At 70.7% G+C, this 20304-nt stretch carries 23 protein-coding genes, 1 tRNA gene and 1 pseudogene; 11 read left to right on the top strand and 14 right to left on the bottom strand.

Annotated features, from left to right (window positions below; genetic code table 11):
* Positions 1 to 58: 58 nt before the first annotated feature.
* Positions 59 to 523 carry a hypothetical protein gene (locus ACIRP7_RS18695; protein ID WP_403660258.1) on the top strand — a complete coding sequence of 155 codons (465 nt, stop codon included), beginning with the start codon at positions 59 to 61 and terminating at the stop codon, positions 521 to 523.
* On the opposite strand, the gene ACIRP7_RS18690 is transcribed toward ACIRP7_RS18695, so the two are convergent.
* Positions 516 to 1292: a hypothetical protein gene (locus tag ACIRP7_RS18690; RefSeq protein WP_403660255.1), complete on the bottom strand. Its 777-nt coding sequence runs from the start codon at positions 1290 to 1292 to the stop codon at positions 516 to 518. The genes ACIRP7_RS18695 and ACIRP7_RS18690 overlap by 8 nt on opposite strands.
* A 27-nt stretch (positions 1293 to 1319) precedes the next feature.
* A complete protein-coding gene (locus tag ACIRP7_RS18685) occupies positions 1320 to 1490 on the bottom strand; it encodes a hypothetical protein (RefSeq protein ID WP_403660252.1) in 171 nt (56 codons plus the stop codon).
* A 92-nt stretch (positions 1491 to 1582) separates the two neighbouring features.
* Between ACIRP7_RS18685 and ACIRP7_RS18680 the strand changes: the two genes are divergently transcribed.
* Positions 1583 to 2548: a GlxA family transcriptional regulator gene (locus ACIRP7_RS18680; protein WP_403660249.1), complete on the top strand. Its 966-nt coding sequence runs from the start codon at positions 1583 to 1585 to the stop codon at positions 2546 to 2548.
* A gap of 4 nt (positions 2549 to 2552) precedes the next feature.
* Here ACIRP7_RS18680 and ACIRP7_RS18675 read toward each other — a convergent pair whose 3' ends face one another.
* The 10 genes from ACIRP7_RS18675 to ACIRP7_RS18630 form a co-directional block, all read right to left on the bottom strand.
* Complete coding sequence (locus ACIRP7_RS18675; protein WP_403660246.1) at positions 2553 to 3923, bottom strand: cytochrome P450; 1371 nt, start codon at positions 3921 to 3923, stop codon at positions 2553 to 2555.
* A complete protein-coding gene (cyc1, locus tag ACIRP7_RS18670; protein ID WP_403660243.1) occupies positions 3920 to 5005 on the bottom strand; it encodes an epi-isozizaene synthase in 1086 nt (361 codons plus the stop codon). The genes ACIRP7_RS18675 and cyc1 overlap by 4 nt, the downstream gene beginning before the upstream one ends.
* A gap of 280 nt (positions 5006 to 5285) precedes the next feature.
* Positions 5286 to 5936 (bottom strand): peptide deformylase, encoded by a 651-nt coding sequence (gene def, locus ACIRP7_RS18665; protein WP_329247728.1) that lies wholly within the window; start codon positions 5934 to 5936, stop codon positions 5286 to 5288.
* Positions 5937 to 6088: 152 nt separating this feature from the next.
* Positions 6089 to 7069 (bottom strand): tetratricopeptide repeat protein, encoded by a 981-nt coding sequence (locus ACIRP7_RS18660; protein WP_403660240.1) that lies wholly within the window; start codon positions 7067 to 7069, stop codon positions 6089 to 6091.
* Positions 7070 to 7173: 104 nt separating this feature from the next.
* Positions 7174 to 8433, bottom strand: a complete 1260-nt coding sequence (locus ACIRP7_RS18655; protein WP_403660237.1) for an HD-GYP domain-containing protein — start codon at positions 8431 to 8433, stop codon at positions 7174 to 7176.
* The gene (locus ACIRP7_RS18650) at positions 8430 to 9746 is read right to left on the bottom strand and encodes an HD-GYP domain-containing protein (protein WP_403660234.1); all 1317 of its coding nucleotides are present in this window, start codon (positions 9744 to 9746) and stop codon (positions 8430 to 8432) included. Before ACIRP7_RS18650 ends, ACIRP7_RS18655 begins: the two co-directional genes overlap by 4 nt.
* Positions 9747 to 9871: 125 nt before the next feature.
* A complete protein-coding gene (rsrA, locus tag ACIRP7_RS18645) occupies positions 9872 to 10174 on the bottom strand; it encodes a mycothiol system anti-sigma-R factor (RefSeq protein ID WP_403660231.1) in 303 nt (100 codons plus the stop codon).
* Positions 10171 to 10854: an RNA polymerase sigma factor SigR gene (gene sigR / locus ACIRP7_RS18640; RefSeq protein ID WP_007384596.1), complete on the bottom strand. Its 684-nt coding sequence runs from the start codon at positions 10852 to 10854 to the stop codon at positions 10171 to 10173. The genes rsrA and sigR overlap by 4 nt, the downstream gene beginning before the upstream one ends.
* Positions 10855 to 11111: 257 nt before the next feature.
* Positions 11112 to 11744: an alpha/beta family hydrolase gene (locus ACIRP7_RS18635; RefSeq protein WP_403660227.1), complete on the bottom strand. Its 633-nt coding sequence runs from the start codon at positions 11742 to 11744 to the stop codon at positions 11112 to 11114.
* 1 nt (position 11745) lies between these two features.
* Positions 11746 to 12600, bottom strand: a complete 855-nt coding sequence (locus ACIRP7_RS18630; RefSeq protein WP_403660225.1) for an SOS response-associated peptidase — start codon at positions 12598 to 12600, stop codon at positions 11746 to 11748.
* Between the two features lie 50 nt (positions 12601 to 12650).
* Here ACIRP7_RS18630 and ACIRP7_RS18625 point away from each other — a divergent pair, with 50 nt between their 5' ends.
* From ACIRP7_RS18625 to ACIRP7_RS18610, 4 genes are all read left to right on the top strand, one after another.
* Complete coding sequence (locus ACIRP7_RS18625; protein ID WP_403660222.1) at positions 12651 to 13373, top strand: M50 family metallopeptidase; 723 nt, start codon at positions 12651 to 12653, stop codon at positions 13371 to 13373.
* 86 nt (positions 13374 to 13459) lie between these two features.
* A complete protein-coding gene (aroA, locus tag ACIRP7_RS18620; protein ID WP_403660219.1) occupies positions 13460 to 14785 on the top strand; it encodes a 3-phosphoshikimate 1-carboxyvinyltransferase in 1326 nt (441 codons plus the stop codon).
* 12 nt (positions 14786 to 14797) lie between these two features.
* A complete protein-coding gene (gene rsgA / locus ACIRP7_RS18615; protein ID WP_403660216.1) occupies positions 14798 to 15808 on the top strand; it encodes a ribosome small subunit-dependent GTPase A in 1011 nt (336 codons plus the stop codon).
* 97 nt (positions 15809 to 15905) lie between these two features.
* Positions 15906 to 16229, top strand: a complete 324-nt coding sequence (locus tag ACIRP7_RS18610; protein WP_393600587.1) for a DMT family transporter — start codon at positions 15906 to 15908, stop codon at positions 16227 to 16229.
* A gap of 40 nt (positions 16230 to 16269) precedes the next feature.
* Here ACIRP7_RS18610 and ACIRP7_RS18605 read toward each other — a convergent pair whose 3' ends face one another.
* Complete coding sequence (locus ACIRP7_RS18605; RefSeq protein ID WP_403660212.1) at positions 16270 to 16878, bottom strand: TetR/AcrR family transcriptional regulator; 609 nt, start codon at positions 16876 to 16878, stop codon at positions 16270 to 16272.
* A gap of 207 nt (positions 16879 to 17085) precedes the next feature.
* Here ACIRP7_RS18605 and hisN point away from each other — a divergent pair, with 207 nt between their 5' ends.
* From hisN to ACIRP7_RS18580, 5 genes and pseudogenes are all read left to right on the top strand, one after another.
* Positions 17086 to 17886 carry a histidinol-phosphatase gene (hisN, locus tag ACIRP7_RS18600; protein WP_403660209.1) on the top strand — a complete coding sequence of 267 codons (801 nt, stop codon included), beginning with the start codon at positions 17086 to 17088 and terminating at the stop codon, positions 17884 to 17886.
* A 169-nt stretch (positions 17887 to 18055) separates the two neighbouring features.
* Positions 18056 to 18466, top strand: a complete 411-nt coding sequence (locus tag ACIRP7_RS18595) for a cyclic nucleotide-binding/CBS domain-containing protein (protein ID WP_403660206.1) — start codon at positions 18056 to 18058, stop codon at positions 18464 to 18466.
* A gap of 75 nt (positions 18467 to 18541) precedes the next feature.
* Positions 18542 to 18958, top strand: a complete 417-nt coding sequence (locus tag ACIRP7_RS18590; RefSeq protein WP_352390265.1) for a Fur family transcriptional regulator — start codon at positions 18542 to 18544, stop codon at positions 18956 to 18958.
* Between the two features lie 134 nt (positions 18959 to 19092).
* A pseudogene (locus ACIRP7_RS18585) lies at positions 19093 to 19945 on the top strand (ABC transporter ATP-binding protein).
* A complete protein-coding gene (locus ACIRP7_RS18580; RefSeq protein ID WP_403660203.1) occupies positions 19942 to 20178 on the top strand; it encodes a hypothetical protein in 237 nt (78 codons plus the stop codon). The pseudogene ACIRP7_RS18585 and the gene ACIRP7_RS18580 overlap by 4 nt, the downstream one beginning before the upstream one ends.
* Positions 20179 to 20226: 48 nt before the next feature.
* Here the strand turns inward: ACIRP7_RS18580 and ACIRP7_RS18575 are convergent.
* Positions 20227 to 20300 (bottom strand) — tRNA-Met (locus ACIRP7_RS18575).
* Positions 20301 to 20304: the final 4 nt, after the last annotated feature.

Genomic DNA, 20304 nt, shown 5'->3' with positions numbered 1-20304 from the left:
TCAAAATCGGTGGATCCGGGCACGTGGGTAGTACGTCCAAGAGGGAAGGAGGCCATTCATGCGCCCGATCCGCAAGACGACCCTCGCCCTCGCGACACTGACGCTGCTCCTCGCGGGCTGCGGCACCGACGCCGGGAACGGGAAGGGGGGAGGCGGCGACAGTGTGTCGCCGTCCTCCCCCACGCCCACGCCCACGCCCACCGCCACCGGGTGCACGACCCGGGCGGAACTCGGCGCCACCGACAGCGGCGACACCGTGTGCCTGACGGTGGGCGACACGATCCGGATCAGCCTGGACGGGACCAGGAACCGGCCCTGGAAGCCGGTCGCCGTCGACGGCAGCGGTCTGGAGGCCACCAACAGCGGCATCGTCCTGCTGCCCGGTGACGCGAGCTCCGCGTACAAGGCGGTCTCGGCGGGCCGGGTCCAGCTGAGTTCACAGCGTCCCCTGTGCGCCACCGGGACCGGCGGCATCTCCTGCAAGGGCATTCAGGAGTGGCGGGTCACCGTGCTGATCACCTGAGCGTGACCGCGTCCCCGGCCGACACCTTCAGCGAGGTCGTCGTGGTGCCGGGGAAGTACCAGCGCCAGCTGCCCGCCGACGTGGCGGTCACCTTGGTGCTGAGCCGGCCCACGTTGTCCGTCTTCACGGTCTTGACCGTGCGGTAGTGGGCGGCGCCGGCCGCGCGGAACTGGAGCCTGACCGACTGGCCGGGGTAGCCGTGATACTTCAGGTCCTCCCAGTTGGCCCGGGAGAGCTTGCCCTTGACGGTGAGCTGGGCGCCCTTGGCGACGGGTTCGGGGGTCGCGTCGGTGGTGAGCTGTGCGGCCCGCTTGACCTTGTACTCGGCGATGTCGTCGTAGATCCAGTAGTCACCGTCGTTGGCGTTGACGGTGGCGGCGACCACCCAGACACCGGCGAGCTTGTTGCTGTCGATGTCGTCGCTGTCGGCGATCCAGGCTGGGTCGACCGTCATCGTGCCCGTGCACACCGACGTCGTCGAGCTCTTCCTCACACAGGACGAGTCGCGGTTCCAGCTGAAGAAGCCGTAGGGGGTGGTCTTGTCGAACGTGCTGAGATGCGAGATCTTCTTCGCGCCCGAGTCGTCCTTGACGGTGACCGCGATCGGGAACGTGATGGTCTTCGCCGTGCCGACGATGACGTTGCCGCCCTTGTTCACGACGGTCTTGGTGACCCTGATGTCACCCTCGCCCTCGGCATGGGCGCCGGTGGCCGTGAGCAGGGTCAGGGCTGCCGCCCCGCCTGCCACGGCCCACAGTCTGTGTCTCATGTTCCTCCCCTGTTGGTTCAGGAGAGATTAGACGGTGCGCGTCGTCCGGCGTGCGGCCCGGTACTCGTAGGCCCGCTTGATCTGACGGTCCATCCGGCGGTCGTGCATGATCCCGATCACCGACGGGAGGACCAGGAGGACGAGGATTCCGAGAACGGTCAGCATTCCGATCAGTCCTTGTGTCTCTGCGGTAGTCATGTCACTACTGTCGCGCCGCAGACTCCTGACAAACAGTGGCAGGACTGCCGCACACCCTCGATTTACTGCCACCCTTGAGGCACACTGGCAGCATGCTGAAGAACGTGGCGGCCGTCGTCCTGGACGGCGTGAATCCCTTCGAGCTCGGTGTGGTCTGCGAGGTCTTCGGGACCGACCGCAGCGACGACGGACTGCCCGTGTACGACTTCGCGGTCGCCTCGGGCGAGGGGACCCGGCTGACCTCGCGCTCGGGCTTCACCCTGCAGGTCGAGCACGGCCTGGAGCGGCTGGAGTCGGCCGATCTGATCGCCGTGCCGGCCTGCGCCGGCTACGAGACGCGGGAGTTTCCGCCCGAGCTGCTCCAGGCCCTGCGCGACGGGGTCGACCGCGGGGCGCGGGTGCTCAGCGTGTGCTCCGGCGTCTTCCTGCTCGCCGCCGCCGGACTGCTCGACGGCCGGCGCTGCACCGTGCACTGGCACCACGCGGAGGAGCTGGCGCTCGCGTACCCGCGGCTGACGGTCGAGCCGGACGTCCTGTACGTCGACGAGGACCCGGTGATCACCTCCGCCGGCACCGCCGCCGGTATCGACGCCTGTCTGCACATCGTGCGCAAGGAGCAGGGCCCCGAGGTCGCCAACAAGATCGCCCGCCGGATGGTCGTGCCGCCGCACCGGGAAGGCGGACAGGCGCAGTACATCGAGCGGCCGCTGCCCCGGTCGAAGTGCGACACCGTCGGCGAGGTGCTCGTGTGGATGGAGCAGCACCTCGACGAGGAGGTCACCGTCGAGCAGCTCGCCGAGCGCGCGCACATGTCCCCGCGCACCTTCGCCCGCCGCTTCCAGCAGGAGACGGGTACGACTCCCTACCGCTGGATCCTGCGCCAGCGAGTGCTGCTGGCCCAGCGGTTGCTGGAGGCGACGGACGAGACGGTGGACGCGATCGCGGGCCGCGCCGGGTTCGGCACCGCGGCCGCGCTGCGTCACCAGTTCCTGCGCACGGTGGGCACCACGCCGAACGCCTACCGGCGCACCTTCCAGGGCCCGGAGGCGGCCGCCTGACCCGTCACCTGGCCACGGGCCGCACCAGGAGCCGGTTCGGCCGCAGGGTGATGCCCGGCCGGGGGGTGTCGTCGGAGCCGGTCACCTGCTCGAAGCGGTACTTCCGGGCCAGCGCCGCCGTGAGCAGCGTCAGCTGGGCCATCGAGAAGTGGTCGCTCGGGCACTTCCGGTTCCCGGTGCTGAACGGGCTCATGGCGTGTTTCGGAACCGACTTGGCGCGCTCGGGACTCCAGCGCAGAGGGTCGAACTCCGCGCTGTCGTCGAAGGACTTCGCGTCGCGCTGGATCGCGTACGGGCTGTAGACGATGTCGGACCCGGCCGGAATGCGATAGCCACCGAGTTCGGTGTCGCGCACCGCCCGCCGCGTCAATATCCATACCGCGGGCCACAATCGCATGGTCTCGACCACCACATAGGTCGTGTACCTGAGCGACCGTACGTCCTCGAATGCCACAGGACGGCCACCGGTGACCGATTCGACTTCCGCGCACACCTTGTCCGCGTGTTCGGGATGTTCGGCGAGGACCTGAAGCAGCCACATGATCGTGGACGCGACGGTTTCGCCGCCGGGGGTGAGTATCGCGACGACCTGGTCGTGGATCTCCTGTTCCCCGATGGGGTCGCCATTCGCGTCCTTCGCCGCCAGCAATGCCGTCAGCAAATCGTCCGGCTTTTGACCGGATGCCCGGCGTTCGGCGATGATCTCGTCGACCACGAGATGCAGATCGGCCAACGCGCGGTTGAATGCGAGGTTGGCCGGCAGGGGCAGCTTGTACAGCGGCCCGGCGGGTATCACCATCCGCCGGTACATGCCCCGGAAGACGGTCGTGAGCGCGACGCACAGCCGCTCGGCGCGCTCGTCCATGTAGTCGCCGCGCAGCAGACAGCGGGCCGCGATGCGCACGGCGACCCGGAAGGACTCCAGGGTGGCGTCGACCGTCTCTCCTGGCTGCCAGCGCTCGGCGAGCGCGTGCGCCTCCTCCTCCATGATCGGCCCGTACGCCGGGAGGGCGTCGAGCCGGAACGCGGGCTGGATGATGCGCCGCTGCCGCCGGTGCTGCGGGCCGTTGGCGGTGGCCACACCCTCCTTGCCGACCAGCCCCTCCAGGGACTCCCACAGCGGCCCGGCGATGATGAAGTCGGGGTTGAGGGCCACGGCTCCGGTCAGCTCCGGGGTGGTGGGCGCGTACACCTTCTTCGGGCCGAGCCGGAGGCGTACGACCTCGCCGTGCCGCCGCAGCCCGGACAGGAAGCTCAGCGGATCACGGAGCAGGCGCCAGCCGTGGCCGAGGACGGGGACACCCCCGCCCGCGAACGGCGGCTCACCCGACTCGGGAGCCACCGTGGCTTCGGGTTTCACGGATTCGACGGTCATTTCTCACCTGCCGCTTCGTTGTTGACGTACGGGGGCGTGGACCGGTCGTCCCAGCTGTCGACCATGTAACGGCCGGACTCGTGGTGAAACCAGTAGACGGTGCTGAACCAGTTGCGCATATTGCGGACGCAGGCTCGGACGGCGGCGCTCAGTTCCTTTCCGCGCACGGTGCCGTCGTCGAGACTGCCGGCGAGAAGGAGGGCGTCGGCCTCGGCCACGAGGAATGCGTCCACGCATTTCTCGATCAGCCGCCGCATTTCTCCGATCGCCTCTTCGAGGGTCAGCCCCTGGTGTTTGATGAGACTGATGCCGAGATTGTGTACCTCGTCTCCCGCGATTTCCTTGGGGAGTGAACAGAGGTCGTTGTACCAGGCGGCGAATTCCTGGCTGAGCAGGGCCGCCCGCCGGTATGCCGTATGTTTCCGCACCCCGTCCGGGAGTTCGCATCCCGCGCTCGGCTCCAGCAGATCCGTCCAGATCCAGTGCGCGAAGGTGAGGCGGCGCAGTGCCAGGTATTCCTTGACCGTGGGAATGGTCCCCCGGGTGCGATTGCGGAATTCCCGGTCGTAGGCCTCGATCACGTCGTGGAAGTGACCGGCGAACCGGGTGTTCCACGTCCGGGGCAGGAACGAGTACAGCCGCACCATGCAGTCGGCGAAGGCGGCGACCAGCGGATCCTCGTGGTGCAGATGGTCCCGTGGCGAGTCAAGCGCCGCGTGCAAGCGGAACCTCAGCCGCCGCCACGCGCGCGAACGGCGGTGGACGATGTCGCGGTCGTGCCGGTCGTCCCAGACGAAGAACCACGCGCTGTAGTCCGCTATCGCCTGGAGGACCTCGTCGGGGGCGCCGAGGTAGTACCCCGCCATGAGGTCCGTGTAGCACAGTCCGTCGGCATATTCGGCCACCTTGTCCGCCGGCATGAGCCGTTTTTCCAGAAGCCAGGTACGGGTGTTCTCCTGGAGGCTGGGCCAATACGGATGCAGTTGCCTGGGAAACGCTGCCTCGATCACCGGGAGAGAGAGCGACGGTGGAACCGCGATCGCCGTCGGCGTCGATGTGGTGCTGTGTGGGAAAGCAGACACGAACAAACCCCTTCCAGCCGCCAGTTGGCACACACCCCTGCGCTGAACCGGGCGTGCGCCGTTGCGTATCCCCGCACTTCCCATTCAGCACCACAACTGACCATTCTGGGAATGGATTTGCTTCATTCACTACCCCACGGTGTCGGGATTCTCCCCTCATGTGACCTGAAGTTGATCACTTTGTGAGCACATCCGATCGAACGTGCGACGCACAGACGAACGGCGCCCGTTCGGGGAGTGATCCCTGAACAGGCGCCGGGTGCGCGGGGGTAGTGGGACGTCAGTCGTTGGCGACCACGGGGTAGCGGGGCTCGTTCTCGGCCATCTGCCGCAGCGCGTCCTTGCGTTCGCGCTTGGAGAGGCGGTCGATGTAGAGGTAGCCGTACAGGTGGTCGGTCTCGTGCTGCAGACACCGGGCGAAGTAGCCGGTGCCGCGGACCTTGACCGGGTTGCCCTTCTCGTCCTGCCCGGTGACCTCGGCGTAGTCGGGGCGGGCGAGCGGCGCGTACGCGGTGGGCACCGACAGACAGCCCTCGTTGCTGTCGTCGAGGCGGCGCTTGTCGGCGGGCAGGTCCACGAGCTTCGGGTTGCAGACGACACCGACGTGCCGCCGGCCCTCGTCGTCCTGGCAGTCGTACACGAAGACCTTCAGGTCGACGCCGATCTGGTTGGCGGCGAGGCCGACCCCCTCGGCGGTGCGCTGGCTGGCGAACATGTCCGCGACCAGCTGGTCGAGCTCCTCACCGAACTCGGTGACGTCCTTGCACTCCTTGTGCAGCACGGGGTTCCCGACGACGGTGATGGGCCGCGAGGTGCCGCGCTCACGCCAGGCGTTCTCCCGCTCCTCGGCGTCCTCGGTGTCGATGACGAACCCCTCGTCGTCGACGGGGAGCACGCCCGCGTGCTGCTGATCGGTGTCCTGCTGGGCCATGACCGACGGTGCCTTCCTTAAACCAGAACAGGGAGTGACTGCGGATACAGGGTACGGGGGCCGTGCCCCATGGGGGCGCGGGGCTGTGTCGATGTGCGGCTCCGCCGCGTGGGCGCGACAAGCCCCCACCGGACCCGCAGCCGAACAACGACCTAGCAGACCTCTTCCAAATCCCGCCAGTCACGAGAATCCGGACTGTCCGCCACCCAACCGTCCAACAGCCCCCGTACCAGCGAGGCCGGCGCAGCCACCCCGCACTCCCGCTCCGGCACCCACAGCTGCCCGTCCGTGCGGTGCCCCAGCGGCCCGGGGTGTCCCGGCTCGCTGTGGTCGTGCGGGTCCAGGTGCTCCCCGTCGCCCTCGTCGGACGGCATCCGCGACTCGGAGCACATCCGGCACAGCAGCCGTACCGACGACGACCAGTCCTCCGCCGCGAACCCGGCGTCCGCCGCGAGCTGCTCCAGCGCGTCCCGGTCCGCCTCGGTCGCCGCCTCCAGCAGGACCACCCAGGTCGGCACGGGCGAGGGCGCCCACAGCTCGATCTCGTCGAAGACGGGATAGGCGTGCCCGGACGCCGTGGTCCGCTCGCCGTGCGGCACCCCGTCGTGGAGCACGACCTCGCCCCAGCGGCGCCCGGAGGACGGCAACGGGATGGACAGCACCTCGACGCGGGCCGGGTCCAGCCGCCGCCCCCACACCACTTCGGCCTCGCCCTCGGGAGACAGCCGTACGGCCGCACTGCCGAGGTCCATGCCGAGGGGCTCGCCGGACGCGGTCGCCCCACCAGGCACCCGCAGCCCGTACGCCTGCCAGGCCCGCCGGGCCAGCGGCCAGTCCTGGAGCGCGGTCGCCGCGATGCCGACGTTCCACCAGTCGGGCGCCCCGGTCTCCCGGTCGAGCAGCGCGACGGCCCTGAGGCCCGCGGCCCGCGCCTGCTCCCAGTCGTGCCGGAACTTGTGCAGGAGGGCGAGGTTGAACCAGGACTCGGACAGCCAGGGCTCCAGGTCCGCGGCACGTGTCAGCAGCGCGCCCGCGTCCTCGTACCGACCGTCGCCGATCAGCGTGAACGCGCGGTCGGTGGCCTGCCGCCAGGAGGCGGAGGGCCGGTGCCGTCCCTTGCCGAAGATCCTCACGATTCCCGCCTGCCGGTTCCGTCGAGTGGGCTGGCTGTGCCCCCGGACACCCTCTCTCCCGCATCCAACCACGTGTGCTTGGAAGGGCGCTCATTACCCATGGGTTACCCCGTCACGGGCGAGGTCAGACAGTCTCTCGACAGCACCCGGGCCAACGCTTCCACGACCTCCGGAGCGTAGTCCCCCGCGGTGCCCAGGCGCAGCTCCTCCAGCGCGGTCAGCGGCCCACCGGGTCCGGCGTCCCGCGCCTTCTCCTCGTAGGCGTTCACCGCCCGCACGATCCGGGCGGCCAGCGGCTGCTCCCGGCAGGGGTCGGCCTGCCGCTCCACGACCACGGCGACGGCCGCGTCGACGCCCGTCTGCCGTACGACCGCCCCGCCGAGCAGCGCGATGCGGCGCTGTTCGGCGAGGGGCAGGGCGGCGGTGGCACCCGCGGGCACCGGGTCGACGAGGCTGAGCTGGCCGATGTCGTGCATGAGGGCGGCGTACTCCAGGACGGTGAGTTCGGGCCGGGACATCCCGAGGTCGCGCCCGACCTCCCGGCAGAGCGCGGCGACCCTGCGGGCGTGCCCGGCGGGCGTGTACCCGGCGATCTCGGTGGCGCGGGCGAGGGAGGCGATGGTCTGCCGGTAGGTGCAGCGGACGGCGGCGTACCGGCGGACGGAGAGCTGGGTGAGGAGCAGCGGCACCGAGAAGACGGGCAGCGCCCACAGTCCCGCGACGGCGACCGCGAGCGCCATCACGGCCCCGGTGGCCACGACGGCGGAGCCGATGCCCAGCAGGGCCCGCAGCTCGTCCCTGAGCAGCGGGCCGAAGGGCCAGCGGGTGCGGGAGTGCGCGAGGGCGGCGGCGAGCACGGCGTCGCACAGTGCGGTCAGCGAGAGCAGGGCGAGCAGGAGCAGGGCGTAGGCGGGGCCGCCCCACTGGGTGAAGGTCCCCTGGTTGTAGAGGGGTTGGAAGCACACGGCGGCGAACCCGACGCTGAGCACCCGGCGGGCGAGCTGGTCGGCGGTGGGGCCCTGTCCGCGTCCGACGTGCGGCACGCTGCCGACCAGCGAGGCGGCGAGGACGACGGTGACGGCCTGGGTGACGCCGTGATGCGTGGGCGTGCCGGCGTCCTCGCCGAGCAGGGCGTACGACAACGCCCCGGCGGCACCCAGCGGCGCGGCCTCCCTGACGTGGGGGCCGCTGCGCCGGTTGAGCTCACCGACGGTGATCAGCACCCCGAAGGCGAGGGCGGTGCCGCGCTCCTCGAGTCCGGTCCACAGGACGAGGGCGAGTGAGCCGAGGGCGAGCAGGGCGGCGCAGGTGTGGACGAGGGTGAGGAGCGGCGGCAGCCGGCGGGACGCCTTCCGGGCGTTCACCGGCGTACCCCGGGCCGCCCTGTGGTCGTCGGGCGGGGGCGTGGCACACCGGTTCCGTCGGCCTCGTCCGCCGTGACCGCCGGATGCCAGCCGTGCCGGGACAGGGCGCGGACGAGGGCCGTCACCATCCGGGGGTCGAACTGACTGCCCGCGCACCGCTCCAGCTCCTCCAGCGCGGCGCCGACGGGCCGGGCCCGCCGGTAGGAGCGGGTGGAGGTCATCGCGTCGAAGGCGTCGGCCACGGCCACCACCCGTGCCGACTCCGGGATCTGAGCGCCCACCAGCCCGTAGGGGTACCCGCTCCCGTCCAGCCGCTCATGGTGGTGCAGCACGGCGGCCCGGGCCTCCCCGAGGAAGGAGATGCCCCGCACCATCTCGTGCCCGTACTCGGGGTGCAGCTCGATGACCCGCCGCTCCTCGGGGGTCAGCGGTCCGTCCTTCCTCAGCAGCCGCGTCGGCACGCCGAGCTTGCCCACGTCGTGCAGGATCCCGGCGAACCGCAGCACCTCGGTGCGGGCGTCGTCCATGCCGAGCTCCCGCGCGATCATCATCGACGCCTGCCCGACCCGCTCGCTGTGCCCGCGGGTGTACTCGTCCTTGATGTCGACGGCCTGCACCAGAGCCCGGATGGTGGCCTGGTGGGCGGCGCGCTCGCGGTGGTACTGCGCGAACACCCACCACGACACGCACATCGGCAGCAGGACGAGCAACGCGGCGACGGGACCGTAGGGGCTGCGCCACAGCACGGCCATCATGAGCCCGGCCAGCCCGTGGACGGCGACGGGGGCGAGGGAGCGGAGGAACAGGCCGCGCCAGGCCCGCCGTACGGGAATCCGCTCGGCCAGCGCCAGGATCCCCCCGTCCAGCACGCTCAGCACCAGGCAGAAGACGAGCACCGCGGCCCCGGCGGGGAACAGCGCGTACGGGAAGTCGGCGGCCGCGACCGCGTCCCGGCCGCCCGTCGCCCCGTGCACCCGCGCGGCGGCCCAGACGCTCACCGCGAGCTGCGCGGCCCGCCAGATGCGGCGCAGCGCTCGGGGGCGCCGCTCGACCGGGGACAGCAGCGCCCCCGGCAGCACCACGAGGGCGGCGGCCGGGGGCGGCAGCAGAAAGGCGCCGGCGAGCAGGACCGGACAGAAGGTGCCGGTGAACCGCCGGCGGGCGGCGGCCTGCTCGCCGCCGGCGTACAGCGCGGCGAGCAGGGCGAGCGCCCACCAGGGAGTGCGGACGGACGGCAGCGGCAGCAGACAGAGCAGTGCGGCCGCGGCGACACAGGCGACGTACGCACGCGCGCGTGCCGGCACCGCCTCCATGTCGCCCCTCCAGCTCCAGTCCGCACAGCTGCGAGGAGCCTAGGACGACGAAGGGAGGCGGCGTGGGCCGATCACCTGCCGATTAGCACGTTCGGGTGACGAGAGCTCGTGTCCTGAAGGGGGGTTCAGGATTCCTGGGAAGAGGCCGTCACGTCGTGCTCCGGCACGGTCTGTCCGGAGCGGATCAGGTCGAGCCGCCCCAGGACCTTGGCGCGCAGGTCGGTCGGCACGTCGTCCCGGCCGCAGCACCGCTTGACGAGCTTCTTCACGGCCTCTTCGAGACCGTACTTCTCCAGGCACGGAGAGCACTCGTTGAAGTGCTGCTTGAACTTGACGCGATCGACGTCCGGCATCTCACTGTCGAGGAACTCGTAGAGATGATCGAGTACCTCACTGCAGTCCGTCTCGTGCGGCTCTCCGCAGCTCATGAGCCCGAGCCTTTCGCTTCGTTCGACTCTCCGGCACCGGCCGGGACGAGCCCGCGCTCGCGGGCGTAGTCCTCGAGCATGCCGCGCAGTTGACGGCGGCCACGGTGCAGTCGGGACATCACCGTTCCGATGGGTGTCCCCATGATGTCCGCGATCTCCTTGTACGCAAAGCCCTCTACGTCAGCGAGGTAGACGGCGATGCGGAATTCCTCGGGGATCGCCTGGAGCGCTTCCTTCACGTCCGAGTCGGGCAGGTGGTCGAGCGCCTGCGACTCGGCGGAGCGCAGACCGGTCGACATGTGCGACTCGGCACGGGCGAGCTGCCAGTCCTCGATCTCCTCGGCCGCGGAGCGCTGGGGTTCGCGCTGCTTCTTGCGGTACGAGTTGATGAACGTGTTCGTGAGGATCCGGTACAGCCACGCCTTGAGGTTGGTCCCCTCACGGAACTGGTGGAAGGACGCGTACGCCTTGGCGTACGTCTCCTGCACCAGGTCTTCGGCGTCGGCCGGGTTGCGCGTCATGCGCAGCGCGGCCGAGTACATCTGGTCGAGGAATTCGAGCGCGTCCCGCTCGAAGCGCGCGGTGCGCTCCGCAGTCGACTCCGTGCTCGCGCCCTGGCCCTCGGGCTGCTCCGCCTGGCCGTTGTCGGTCCCTGCGTCGATCCCAGTGACCGGACCCACCTCCTCAAGATTCCGGGCAGCACCGAAACCGATGCCACCGGAATTGGAGGATAGACGACTACCCGTCCCTGCCGCCCCTCGAATAGAGGTGGTCTTGGCCGCATGCAGCACTGTCCAGTCCAGGTCAGCGCGGCTGCTGCGGCTCGGGCAGAAGGTCGAACCCATGCGGCGGACTTCCTCTCTACGACGGTCCGCGCTGTGTCTTCAGCGCTTCTGTCCGCCTCAACAGAGGTCCGCGGCCCAACATTCCCGGGCCTTTATCCCAGTGACCCGGCCCACTTCAAGACCGCGTCGGTGACAACCGTCACGGCTTCCTCCTGCGTGATCTCCGCCCGCTTCGGCACCGCGAAGCCGTGATCGCCGCAGGGCACCTCGACCAGCTCGAAGGACCCGTCCGGGAACTCCTCCGGCTTCCCGAACGGGTCGTTGCCGCCCTGGACGACCAGGGTGGGCACCCCGGATCCGAGCAGTTCCGCGGCGCGGGACTTCTCGGGCCTGCCCGGCGGGTGCAGCGGGAAGCTCAGGGCGAGGACCGCGGCGGCGCCCAGCTCCACGGCCGTACGGCAGGCGACACGGGCCCCGGCGCTGCGCCCGCCGGAGATCACCGGCAGGCCGGGCGCCACGAGAGCGGGCCAGACGCCCCGCCATCCCACGTCCAGCGTCTTCGGCGCGGGCGCGACCTTCTTGCCGGCCACCCGCCAGGGCTGCTCGACGAGGGCGACGGTCACTCGGTGCCGCGGCAGCGTGTCGGCGAGCGCCTGGAGGTCCCGCGCCTCGATGCCGCCGCCGGCGCCATGACTGACGGCGAGCACGAGCCGTGCCGTGCGCGCCGGGTGCCAGGTGACGCGGGCGTCCCCGGCCTCGGTGCTGATGATCTCCGTGGTGGTCACGTCAGAAGAGTGTGCCCTCTTCCGGCCCCTCCAGCTCCTTCAGCAGCTCCGGCCCGTTGTTGCGGACGTTGCTGACGGCGGTGGAGACCGGGTAGGCCCGCATGAGCCCCTCGGGCGGCGGCGCGAGCAGCGAGCGCAGGTCCGCCAGGTCCGTGCGGGACGGGTCGAGCCAGGTGTCCCAGCGGTCCGGGGTCAGCATCAGCGGCATCCGGGGGTGGATGTCGACGAGGGAGCGCGGGCCGTCGGCCGGGGAGACGGCCAGCGGCCCCGTCTCCGCCTCGGTGGTGATCACGGAGCAGGTCGCCCACCAGGCCAGCGGATGGTCGTCGGGCAGGGTCTTGTCCCGCCAGAACTCGTACAGCCCGGCCATCGCGAACACCGAACCGTCGGCGGGCAGCACGAAGTAGGGCTGCTTGCGCGGCCGCTTCTTCTTCCCCTCGACCTCCAGCTCCCGCTCGCCGGAGCCGGTGACCCACTCGTAGTAGCCGTCGGCCGGGATGATGCAGCGGCGGGTGGCGAAGGCCCTCTTGTACGACGGCTTCTCGTGCACGGTCTCCGCGCGCGCGTTGATCATCCGGGCCGCGCCCTCCGGGGTCTTCGACCAGCTCGGGACCAGCCCCCACTTCAGCTTCCGCAGCTGCCGAACCGGCCGCGGGTCCTCGGCGTCCTTCAGGGGACGGTCGAGGACGGCGTAGACCTCCTTGGTCGGGGCCACGTTGTAGTCGGGCTCCAGGGTCTCCTCCGGTTCCCTCCCCCAGTGGCTCGACTCCGCTCGCCCTGGGGGGACCCCCATCTCGATCTCAAAGATTCCTGCGAGATCCTCGGGCCCACGACTGGCTGCATACCGTCCGCACATACGTGCCACACTGCCAGACTCCGTACGAGGAGAGGGAGCCACCGGGAAACATGGACAGCACCGCATCGACCGCGCTGCCCGACCTCTGGGACCGCCTCGTCGGCCTGCAGCCCGACCCCGACCTGTGGGTGGTGCTCGGCACCATGGCGGCGGCGCTCGCCATAGTGGTCCCCCATACGCTGTGGCGGCTCTCGCGCAACGCCATCACCATCGCCCACGAGGGCGGCCACGGCCTGGTCGCCCTGCTCACCGGGCGTCAGCTCACCGGCATACGGCTGCACTCCGACACCAGCGGGCTCACGGTCAGCCGGGGCAAGCCGCACGGCATCGGCATGATCCTCACCGCGGCGGCCGGTTACACCGCTCCCCCGCTGCTCGGCCTCGGCGGTGCCGCCCTGCTGGCCGCCGGCCGCATCACCCTGCTGCTGTGGGCGGCGACGGCCCTGCTGGTCGCGATGCTGGTGATGATCCGTAACGCGTACGGGGCGTTGACGGTGGTGCTCACCGGCGGCACCTTCGTGGTGGTGTCCTGGCTCGCCGGACCCCAGGTGCAGGCGGCGTTCGCCTACGCGGTGGTGTGGTTCCTGCTGCTGGGCGGGGTGCGTCCCGCTTTCGAGCTACAGTCGAAGCGGTCGAGGGGCGGCGCGGGTGATTCGGACGCGGACCAGTTGTCCCGCCTGACGCACGTGCCGGCGGGGCTGTGGCTGTTCCTGTTCCACGCGGTGAGCCTGTGTTCGCTGATAGGCGGCGGCCGGTGGTTGCTGGAGGTGTGACAGGCCCGAAGGAGCGACGTCACCGGGGGTGCGGCCGGCCACGACGGCGGCGCACCCGACAGGCGGCCCCCTACTAAAGTGACCCTATGGCCCTGAACCCCTCAGACACCGCCCTCTGGCCCGCCCCCCACGCGAGTGGAGCCGTCGACGCCACGGTCCACGTCCCGGGGTCGAAGTCGGTCACCAACCGCGCACTGGTACTGGCGGCCCTGGCCTCCGAGCCGGGCTGGCTGCGCCGCCCCCTCCGCTCCCGGGACACGCTCCTCATGGCCGCGGCCCTGCGTGAGATGGGCGTGGGCATCGAGGAGGGCGTGGGCCCCGACGGCACCGGCGAGACCTGGCGGGTCCTGCCGGCAGGCCTCCGCGGCCCGGCCACGGTGGACGTCGGCAACGCCGGCACGGTGATGCGCTTCCTGCCGCCGGTCGCCGCGCTCGCCGACGGCCCCATCCGCTTCGACGGCGACCCGAGGTCGTACGAACGCCCGCTGACCGGCGTGATCGACGCCCTGCGCGTCCTCGGAGCGCGGATCGACGACGACGGCCGCGGGGCGCTGCCGCTCACGGTGCACGGCGGGGGCGCCCTGGACGGCGGCCCGGTTGAGATCGACGCGTCCTCGTCGTCCCAGTTCGTGTCGGCGCTCCTGCTCTCCGGCCCGCGCTTCAACCAGGGCGTCGAGGTCCGGCACGCGGGTTCGACCCTGCCCTCGATGCCGCACATCCGGATGACCGTGGACATGCTGCGCGCGGTCGGCGCCCAGGTGGACACCCCGGAGTCGGGCGGCGAGCCGAACGTCTGGCGGGTCACGCCGGGCGCCCTGCTCGGCCGGGACCTCACCGTCGAGCCCGACCTCTCCAACGCCCAGCCGTTCCTCGCGGCGGCCCTGGTGACCGGCGGCAAGGTCGTGATCCCGGACTGGCCGGCCCGCACCACCCAGCCCGGTGACCGGCTGCGCGAGATCTTCACCGAAATGGGCGGTTCCTGCGAACTCACCGAGTACGGCCTGGTGTTCACCGGTTCGGGTGCGATCCACGGCATCGATGTCGACCTGGGCGAGGTCGGTGAGCTGACCCCCGGCATCGCGGCCGTGGCAGCCCTCGCGGACTCCCCCTCCACCCTGCGCGGGGTGTCGCACCTGCGCCTGCACGAGACGGACCGGCTGGCCGCGCTCACCAAGGAGATCAACGAACTCGGCGGTGACGTCACCGAGACCGCCGACGGCCTGCGCATCCGCCCGCGCCGGCTGCACGGCGGGATCTTCCACACCTACGAGGACCACCGCATGGCCACGGCCGGCGCGATCATCGGCCTCGCGGTCGAGGGCGTACAGATCGAGAACGTCGCGACGACGGCCAAGACGCTGCCGGACTTCCCGGACATGTGGAGCGGGATGCTCGGGAGCGAGAAGGCGTAGGGGACTCACGCCATGCGCCGCTACGGCAAGCACACCGACGAGGACGACATCCGCAGCCGCCCCAACCGCAAGGGCAACCGGCCGCGTACGAACATCCGCCCCAAGCACGAGGAAGCGGTCGAGGGCATGGTCCTCACCGTCGACCGCGGTCGCCTGACCTGTCTCGTCGACGGCCGGGTCATCATGGCGATGAAGGCCCGCGAACTGGGCCGCAAGGCCGCGGTCGTCGGGGACCGGGTGGACATCGTCGGCGACCTCTCCGGCGAGAAGGACACCCTGGCCCGCATCGTCCGCATCTCGCCACGCACCTCGGTCCTGCGCCGCACGGCCGACGACGACGATCCGTACGAGCGCGTGGTCGTCGCCAACGCCGACCAGCTCGCCATCGTCACGGCTCTCGCCGACCCCGAGCCCCGCCCGCGCCTGATCGACCGCTGCCTGGTGGCCGCCTTCGACGGCGGCCTGACCCCCCTGCTGGTCCTGACGAAGTCGGACCTGGCCCAGCCCGACAAGCTGCTGGAGCTGTACGGCCATCTGGACATCCCGTACGTCGTCACCAGCCGCGAGGAGTTGGAGAGCGGCAGCGCGGCGGACGTGGTGCGCGACCACCTCGACGGCAAGATCACGGCCTTCGTCGGTCACTCGGGCGTGGGCAAGACGACACTGGTCAACACGCTGGTCCCGGTGGAGCAGCGCCGTGTGACGGGCCATGTGAACGCGGTGACCGGCCGCGGCCGCCACACCACAACCTCGGCGCTGGCGCTTCCCCTGGCGGGCGACGCCGGCTGGGTGATCGACACCCCGGGCGTACGGTCGTTCGGCCTCCACCACGTGGACCCCTCCCGGGTGATCCTGGCGTTTCCCGACCTGGTACCGGGAACCGAGGGCTGTCCGCGCGCGTGCAGTCATGATGAGCCGGACTGCGCGCTGGACGCGTGGGTGGCCGAGGGCCACGCGGATCCGGCCCGGCTGTACTCCCTGCGGCGGCTGCTCTCGACACGGGAGCGGACGGAGGGGGACTGAGGGAGAGGGCCGGGGGACTGACCTCCGCGTTGTTTGGGTGTACGCGAGTTCGGTAAGTGCATACTCGCACCGAGCCGGACATACGGGAGGACAGCACATGGCGTGGCTGCTGGTGGTGGTGGCCGGGTTGCTGGAGACCGGTTTCGCCGTGTGTCTGAAGCTCTCCCACGGATTCACCCGACTGTGGCCGACGGTCGCGTTCTGCATCTTCGCGCTCGGCAGCTTCGGCCTGCTGACCCTGTCCCTGAGGAAGCTGGACGTCGGCCCCGCGTACGCGGTGTGGACCGGCATCGGCGCGGCGGGCACCGCGATCTACGGGATGATCTTCCTCGACGACCTGGTGTCGACGCTGAAGATCGTCTCGATCAGCCTGGTGATCATAGGGGTGATCGGCCTCCAGCTGTCGGGCTCGTCGCACTAGGGTCCACTCGAAGGGCCCTGGGCCCGGTTCATACACCGCTTCACACGGGCTGCCGGTGCAGCGCGCTGCGCACCAGGTCCGCGACCCCGCCCTCGCCCGGCGGGGCCGCCACGCAGGACAGGGCGAGCCGGACGGCGAGTTCGCAGGAGCGGGCGAGTTCGGGGACGTCCGACTTGTGGACGCCGGGTCCGGCGAGGACGGAGACGGCGCGGTCGCGCACCAGTGCCACGAACTCGCCGGGTGACGGCAGCGGTCCGTCGGCCCGGCGCTGTGCCGGTACGGCGGAGGAGGACGGCACGCCCGAGAGTGTCGGCGAGGGCAGCCGCTCGCTCCAGCAGCCGGTGAGCATGGCCCGCACCAGCGCGTTCTCCCGGGCGGAGGCGGTGGTCCACTCGGCGGTCGCGGTCAGCCGTTCCCGGGCCTCGCCGTGCGTGGTGAGCGCCCGGTCGACGCCGACGAGATACCCGTCGGCCTCTCGTCTCACCAGCGCGCGGGCCAACCCTTCCTTGCTCCCGAACTCGTTGTACAGCGTCTGCCGGGACACTCCGGCCGTCGCCGCGACATCCACCATCCTCACGGCGGACCACGGCCGACGCGCCAACGCCGCATAAGCGGCGTCCAGCAGCGATTCCCGCGCAGCAGGCATCATCGCCTCCCAGGGAGCAAGCAGCTCTGCGCCCAGATTTGACGCGCACGGGGGCACTGTCAAGGGTTCGCGACGGCACGAAGGGGCGTACGCGGCTGCGGCTCGCCGACGCGGGCGAGCCAAACCCGGCACTGCGGCGCGAACCGACCGCACTGTCCACACCCCGGGCCCGCTGGCCGCATCCCTGCACCGGCAGATACCGTTCGCCACATGCCCGACTACCTCGACGACCTCAGCCTCGCCCATGTCCTCGCGGACGCGGCCGACGCGACCACCATGGCCCGCTTCAAGGCACTGGACCTCAAGGTCGAGACAAAGCCGGACATGACCCCGGTCAGCGAGGCGGACAAGGCGGCGGAAGAACTCATCCGCGGCCACCTCAAGCGCGCCCGCCCCCGCGACGCCATCCTCGGCGAGGAGTACGGCATCGAGGGCACCGGCCCGCGCCGCTGGGTCATCGACCCCATCGACGGCACCAAGAACTACGTCCGGGGCGTGCCGGTCTGGGCGACCCTGATCTCCCTGATGGAGGCGGCGGAGGGCGGCTACCAGCCCGTCGTCGGCGTGGTCTCCGCCCCGGCCCTCGGCCGTCGCTGGTGGGCCGCGAAGGGCAACGGCGCCTTCAGCGGCCGCAGCCTCACCTCCGCCACTCGTCTCCACGTCTCCAAGGTCGGCAGGCTCAGCGACGCCTCCTTCGCGTACTCCTCCCTCACCGGCTGGGAGGACCAGGGCCGCCTGGGCGGCTTCCTGGACCTGACCCGCGAGGTGTGGCGCACGCGCGCGTACGGCGACTTCTGGCCGTACATGATGGTCGCCGAGGGCTCGATCGACATCTGCGCGGAACCGGAGCTGTCCCTGTGGGACATGGCCGCGAACGCGATCGTCGTCACGGAGGCCGGCGGCACCTTCACCGGCCTCGACGGCCGCCCGGGCCCGCACAGCGGCAACGCCGCCGCCTCCAACGGCCTGCTCCACGACGAGTTCCTGGGTTATCTCAACGAGCGCTACTAGGGCTCGTTGAGCGCTTGCGGGAATCACATCTGAGCGCGCACGCCCTCAATCGGCGACGCGCGCCCTCTTGTTGACCCTCGCTTTACCTGCGACTCTGAGAGGACCCTCATTTGTGAACTTGTGAACCAATGAACGAACTCATTGGTTCCCAGGAGGTGACTGCGAACCCATGCTCGTCCGCGACGCCATGAGCACGGTGGTCCTCACCATCGGCCCCGCCCACACTCTCCGCCAGGCCGCCGCCCTGATGTCCGCCCGCCGGGTGGGCGCGGCCGTGGTCCTCGATCCCGACGGCACCGGCACCGGCATTCTGACCGAGCGCGACATCCTGAACTCCGTGGGCCTCGGCCAGAGCCCGGACACGGAGTACGCCCACGCCCACACCACCACCGACGTCGTCTTCGCCACTCCGACCTGGACCCTGGAGGAGGCCGCACAGGCGATGGCCCACGGCGGCTTCCGGCACCTCATCGTGCTGGACCGCGGCGAGCCCACGGGCATCGTCTCGGTCCGCGACATCATCCGCTGCTGGGCGCCGGCACGGGAGCGCATACCAGCCGCCACCGGCTCCTCGCATTAGACTCAATCCAAATCAAGCAGCCTTCCAAACTCACACCCATTCGGGTTCTGGTCTCCAGCTGTTAGGCTGGTGCACATGAGCGACCTTCTGGAACGACTGCGCGGCCGCGGATGGCGGATGACCGCGCAGCGGCGCGTCGTGGCCGAGGTCCTCGACGGCGAACACGTCCACCTGACGGCCGACGAGGTCCACGCGCGCGCCGTGGCCAAGCTGCCCGAGATCTCCCGGGCGACCGTCTACAACACACTGGGCGAGCTGGTCTCCCTCGGCGAGGTGCTCGAAGTCGCCACCGACAAGCGCGCCAAGAGGTACGACCCGAACGCCCACCAGCCGCACCACCACCTGGTCTGCGCCCAGTGCGGCGCCATCCGGGACGTGCACCCCACGGGCAACCCGTTGGCCGAGCTGCCCGACTCGGAGCGCTTCGGCTTCACCGTCTCGGACGTCGAGGTGACGTACCGGGGCGTGTGCCCGAACTGCGCGGCCGCGTAACAGCCTGCACCGAAGCCCCGGCGCCCTTCGCGGCGACCGGGGCTTTGTGCTGCCCACAGGGTTCCTGAATCTGACGGGCCGTCATATCGTCGTGCGGCCACCCCTCTCCGTACCGAACTCCGCAAGGAGCAACCGTGGGAGATCCGCACCCCGAACCCACCACAGAAGAACGCTCACCTCACCCCGCCCCGGACCCTCCGCGCCCCAAACTCCACGCCACCGGCCTGACCCGCACCTTCGGCCGTCCGCCCCACTCGGTCGACGCCCTCGGCCCCCTCGACATCAGCGTCGCCCCCGGAGAGTTCGTCTGCCTGGTCGGCCCCTCGGGCTGCGGCAAGTCGACGCTGCTGCGCATCGCCGCGGGCCTGCTCCGGCCGAGCACGGGCACCCTGGAGATCCGCACGACCTCGGCCCGCCCGGCGGCCATGATCTTCCAGGACTACGGCATCTACGACTGGAAGTCCGTCCGCGCCAACGTCCGCTTCGGCCTGGACATCCAGCGCGTCCCGCGCCGCGAGGCGAACGCCCGCGCCGACGAGTGGCCGGCCCGCACGGGCCTCACGGACTTCGCCGACGCGTACCCGGCGACCGGCGGGATGCGCCAGCGCGCGGCGATAGCGCGCGCCCTCGCCGTGGAACCCGAACTCCTGCTGATGGACGAGCCTCCCCCACTGCCCTGAACGGGCGTGGGAGGTACCCCCACCCGCGCTGGACGCCCAGCTCCGCATGATCCTCCAGGACGAACTGCTGGAGATCACCCAGGCCCTGCGCACCACCACCCTGTTCATCACCCACAGCCTGGAGGAGGCAATCGTCCTCGGTGACCGCGTCCTGGTGATGTCCGCCCGCCCGGGCCGCCTGATCGCCGGACACCGCCCGCCCTTCCCCCGCCCGCCGCGCACCGGTGACATCCGCTCGGCGCCCGCATTCACGTCCCTGAAGAGCGAGTTGTGGGACCTGCTGCGCAAGGAGGCGAGACCGGCATGACGACCGTGGCCCCCGAGAAGGTCTCCGTACTCGTACGCCGCCCGGGCCCGCAGGAGCTGCACCCGCCACGCACCCATCGCCGCAGACGCGCCCTGGAACTGTCCCTGGCGGTGGCCGTCCCCCTGCTGCTGGCCCTGCTGTGGCAACTGGCCGCCACCCATGCCTGGCTGGACGACCGCGTCGACTCGGTGAACAGGACCCTGTACGAGGAGGCGGTGGGCCACCGCCCCTGAAAACACCAAGGGCCGGAACCCTTTCGGATTCCGGCCCTCGGCCTTCAGTAGCGGGGACAGGATTTGAACCTGCGACCTCTGGGTTATGAGCCCAGCGAGCTACCGAGCTGCTCCACCCCGCGGCGA

The organism is Streptomyces sp. NPDC102270 (assembly GCF_044766405.1).
Lineage (GTDB): Bacteria > Actinomycetota > Actinomycetes > Streptomycetales > Streptomycetaceae > Streptomyces.
Note: the sequence above shows the minus strand (reverse complement) of the source record. Positions and strands in the feature narration are given on the sequence as shown.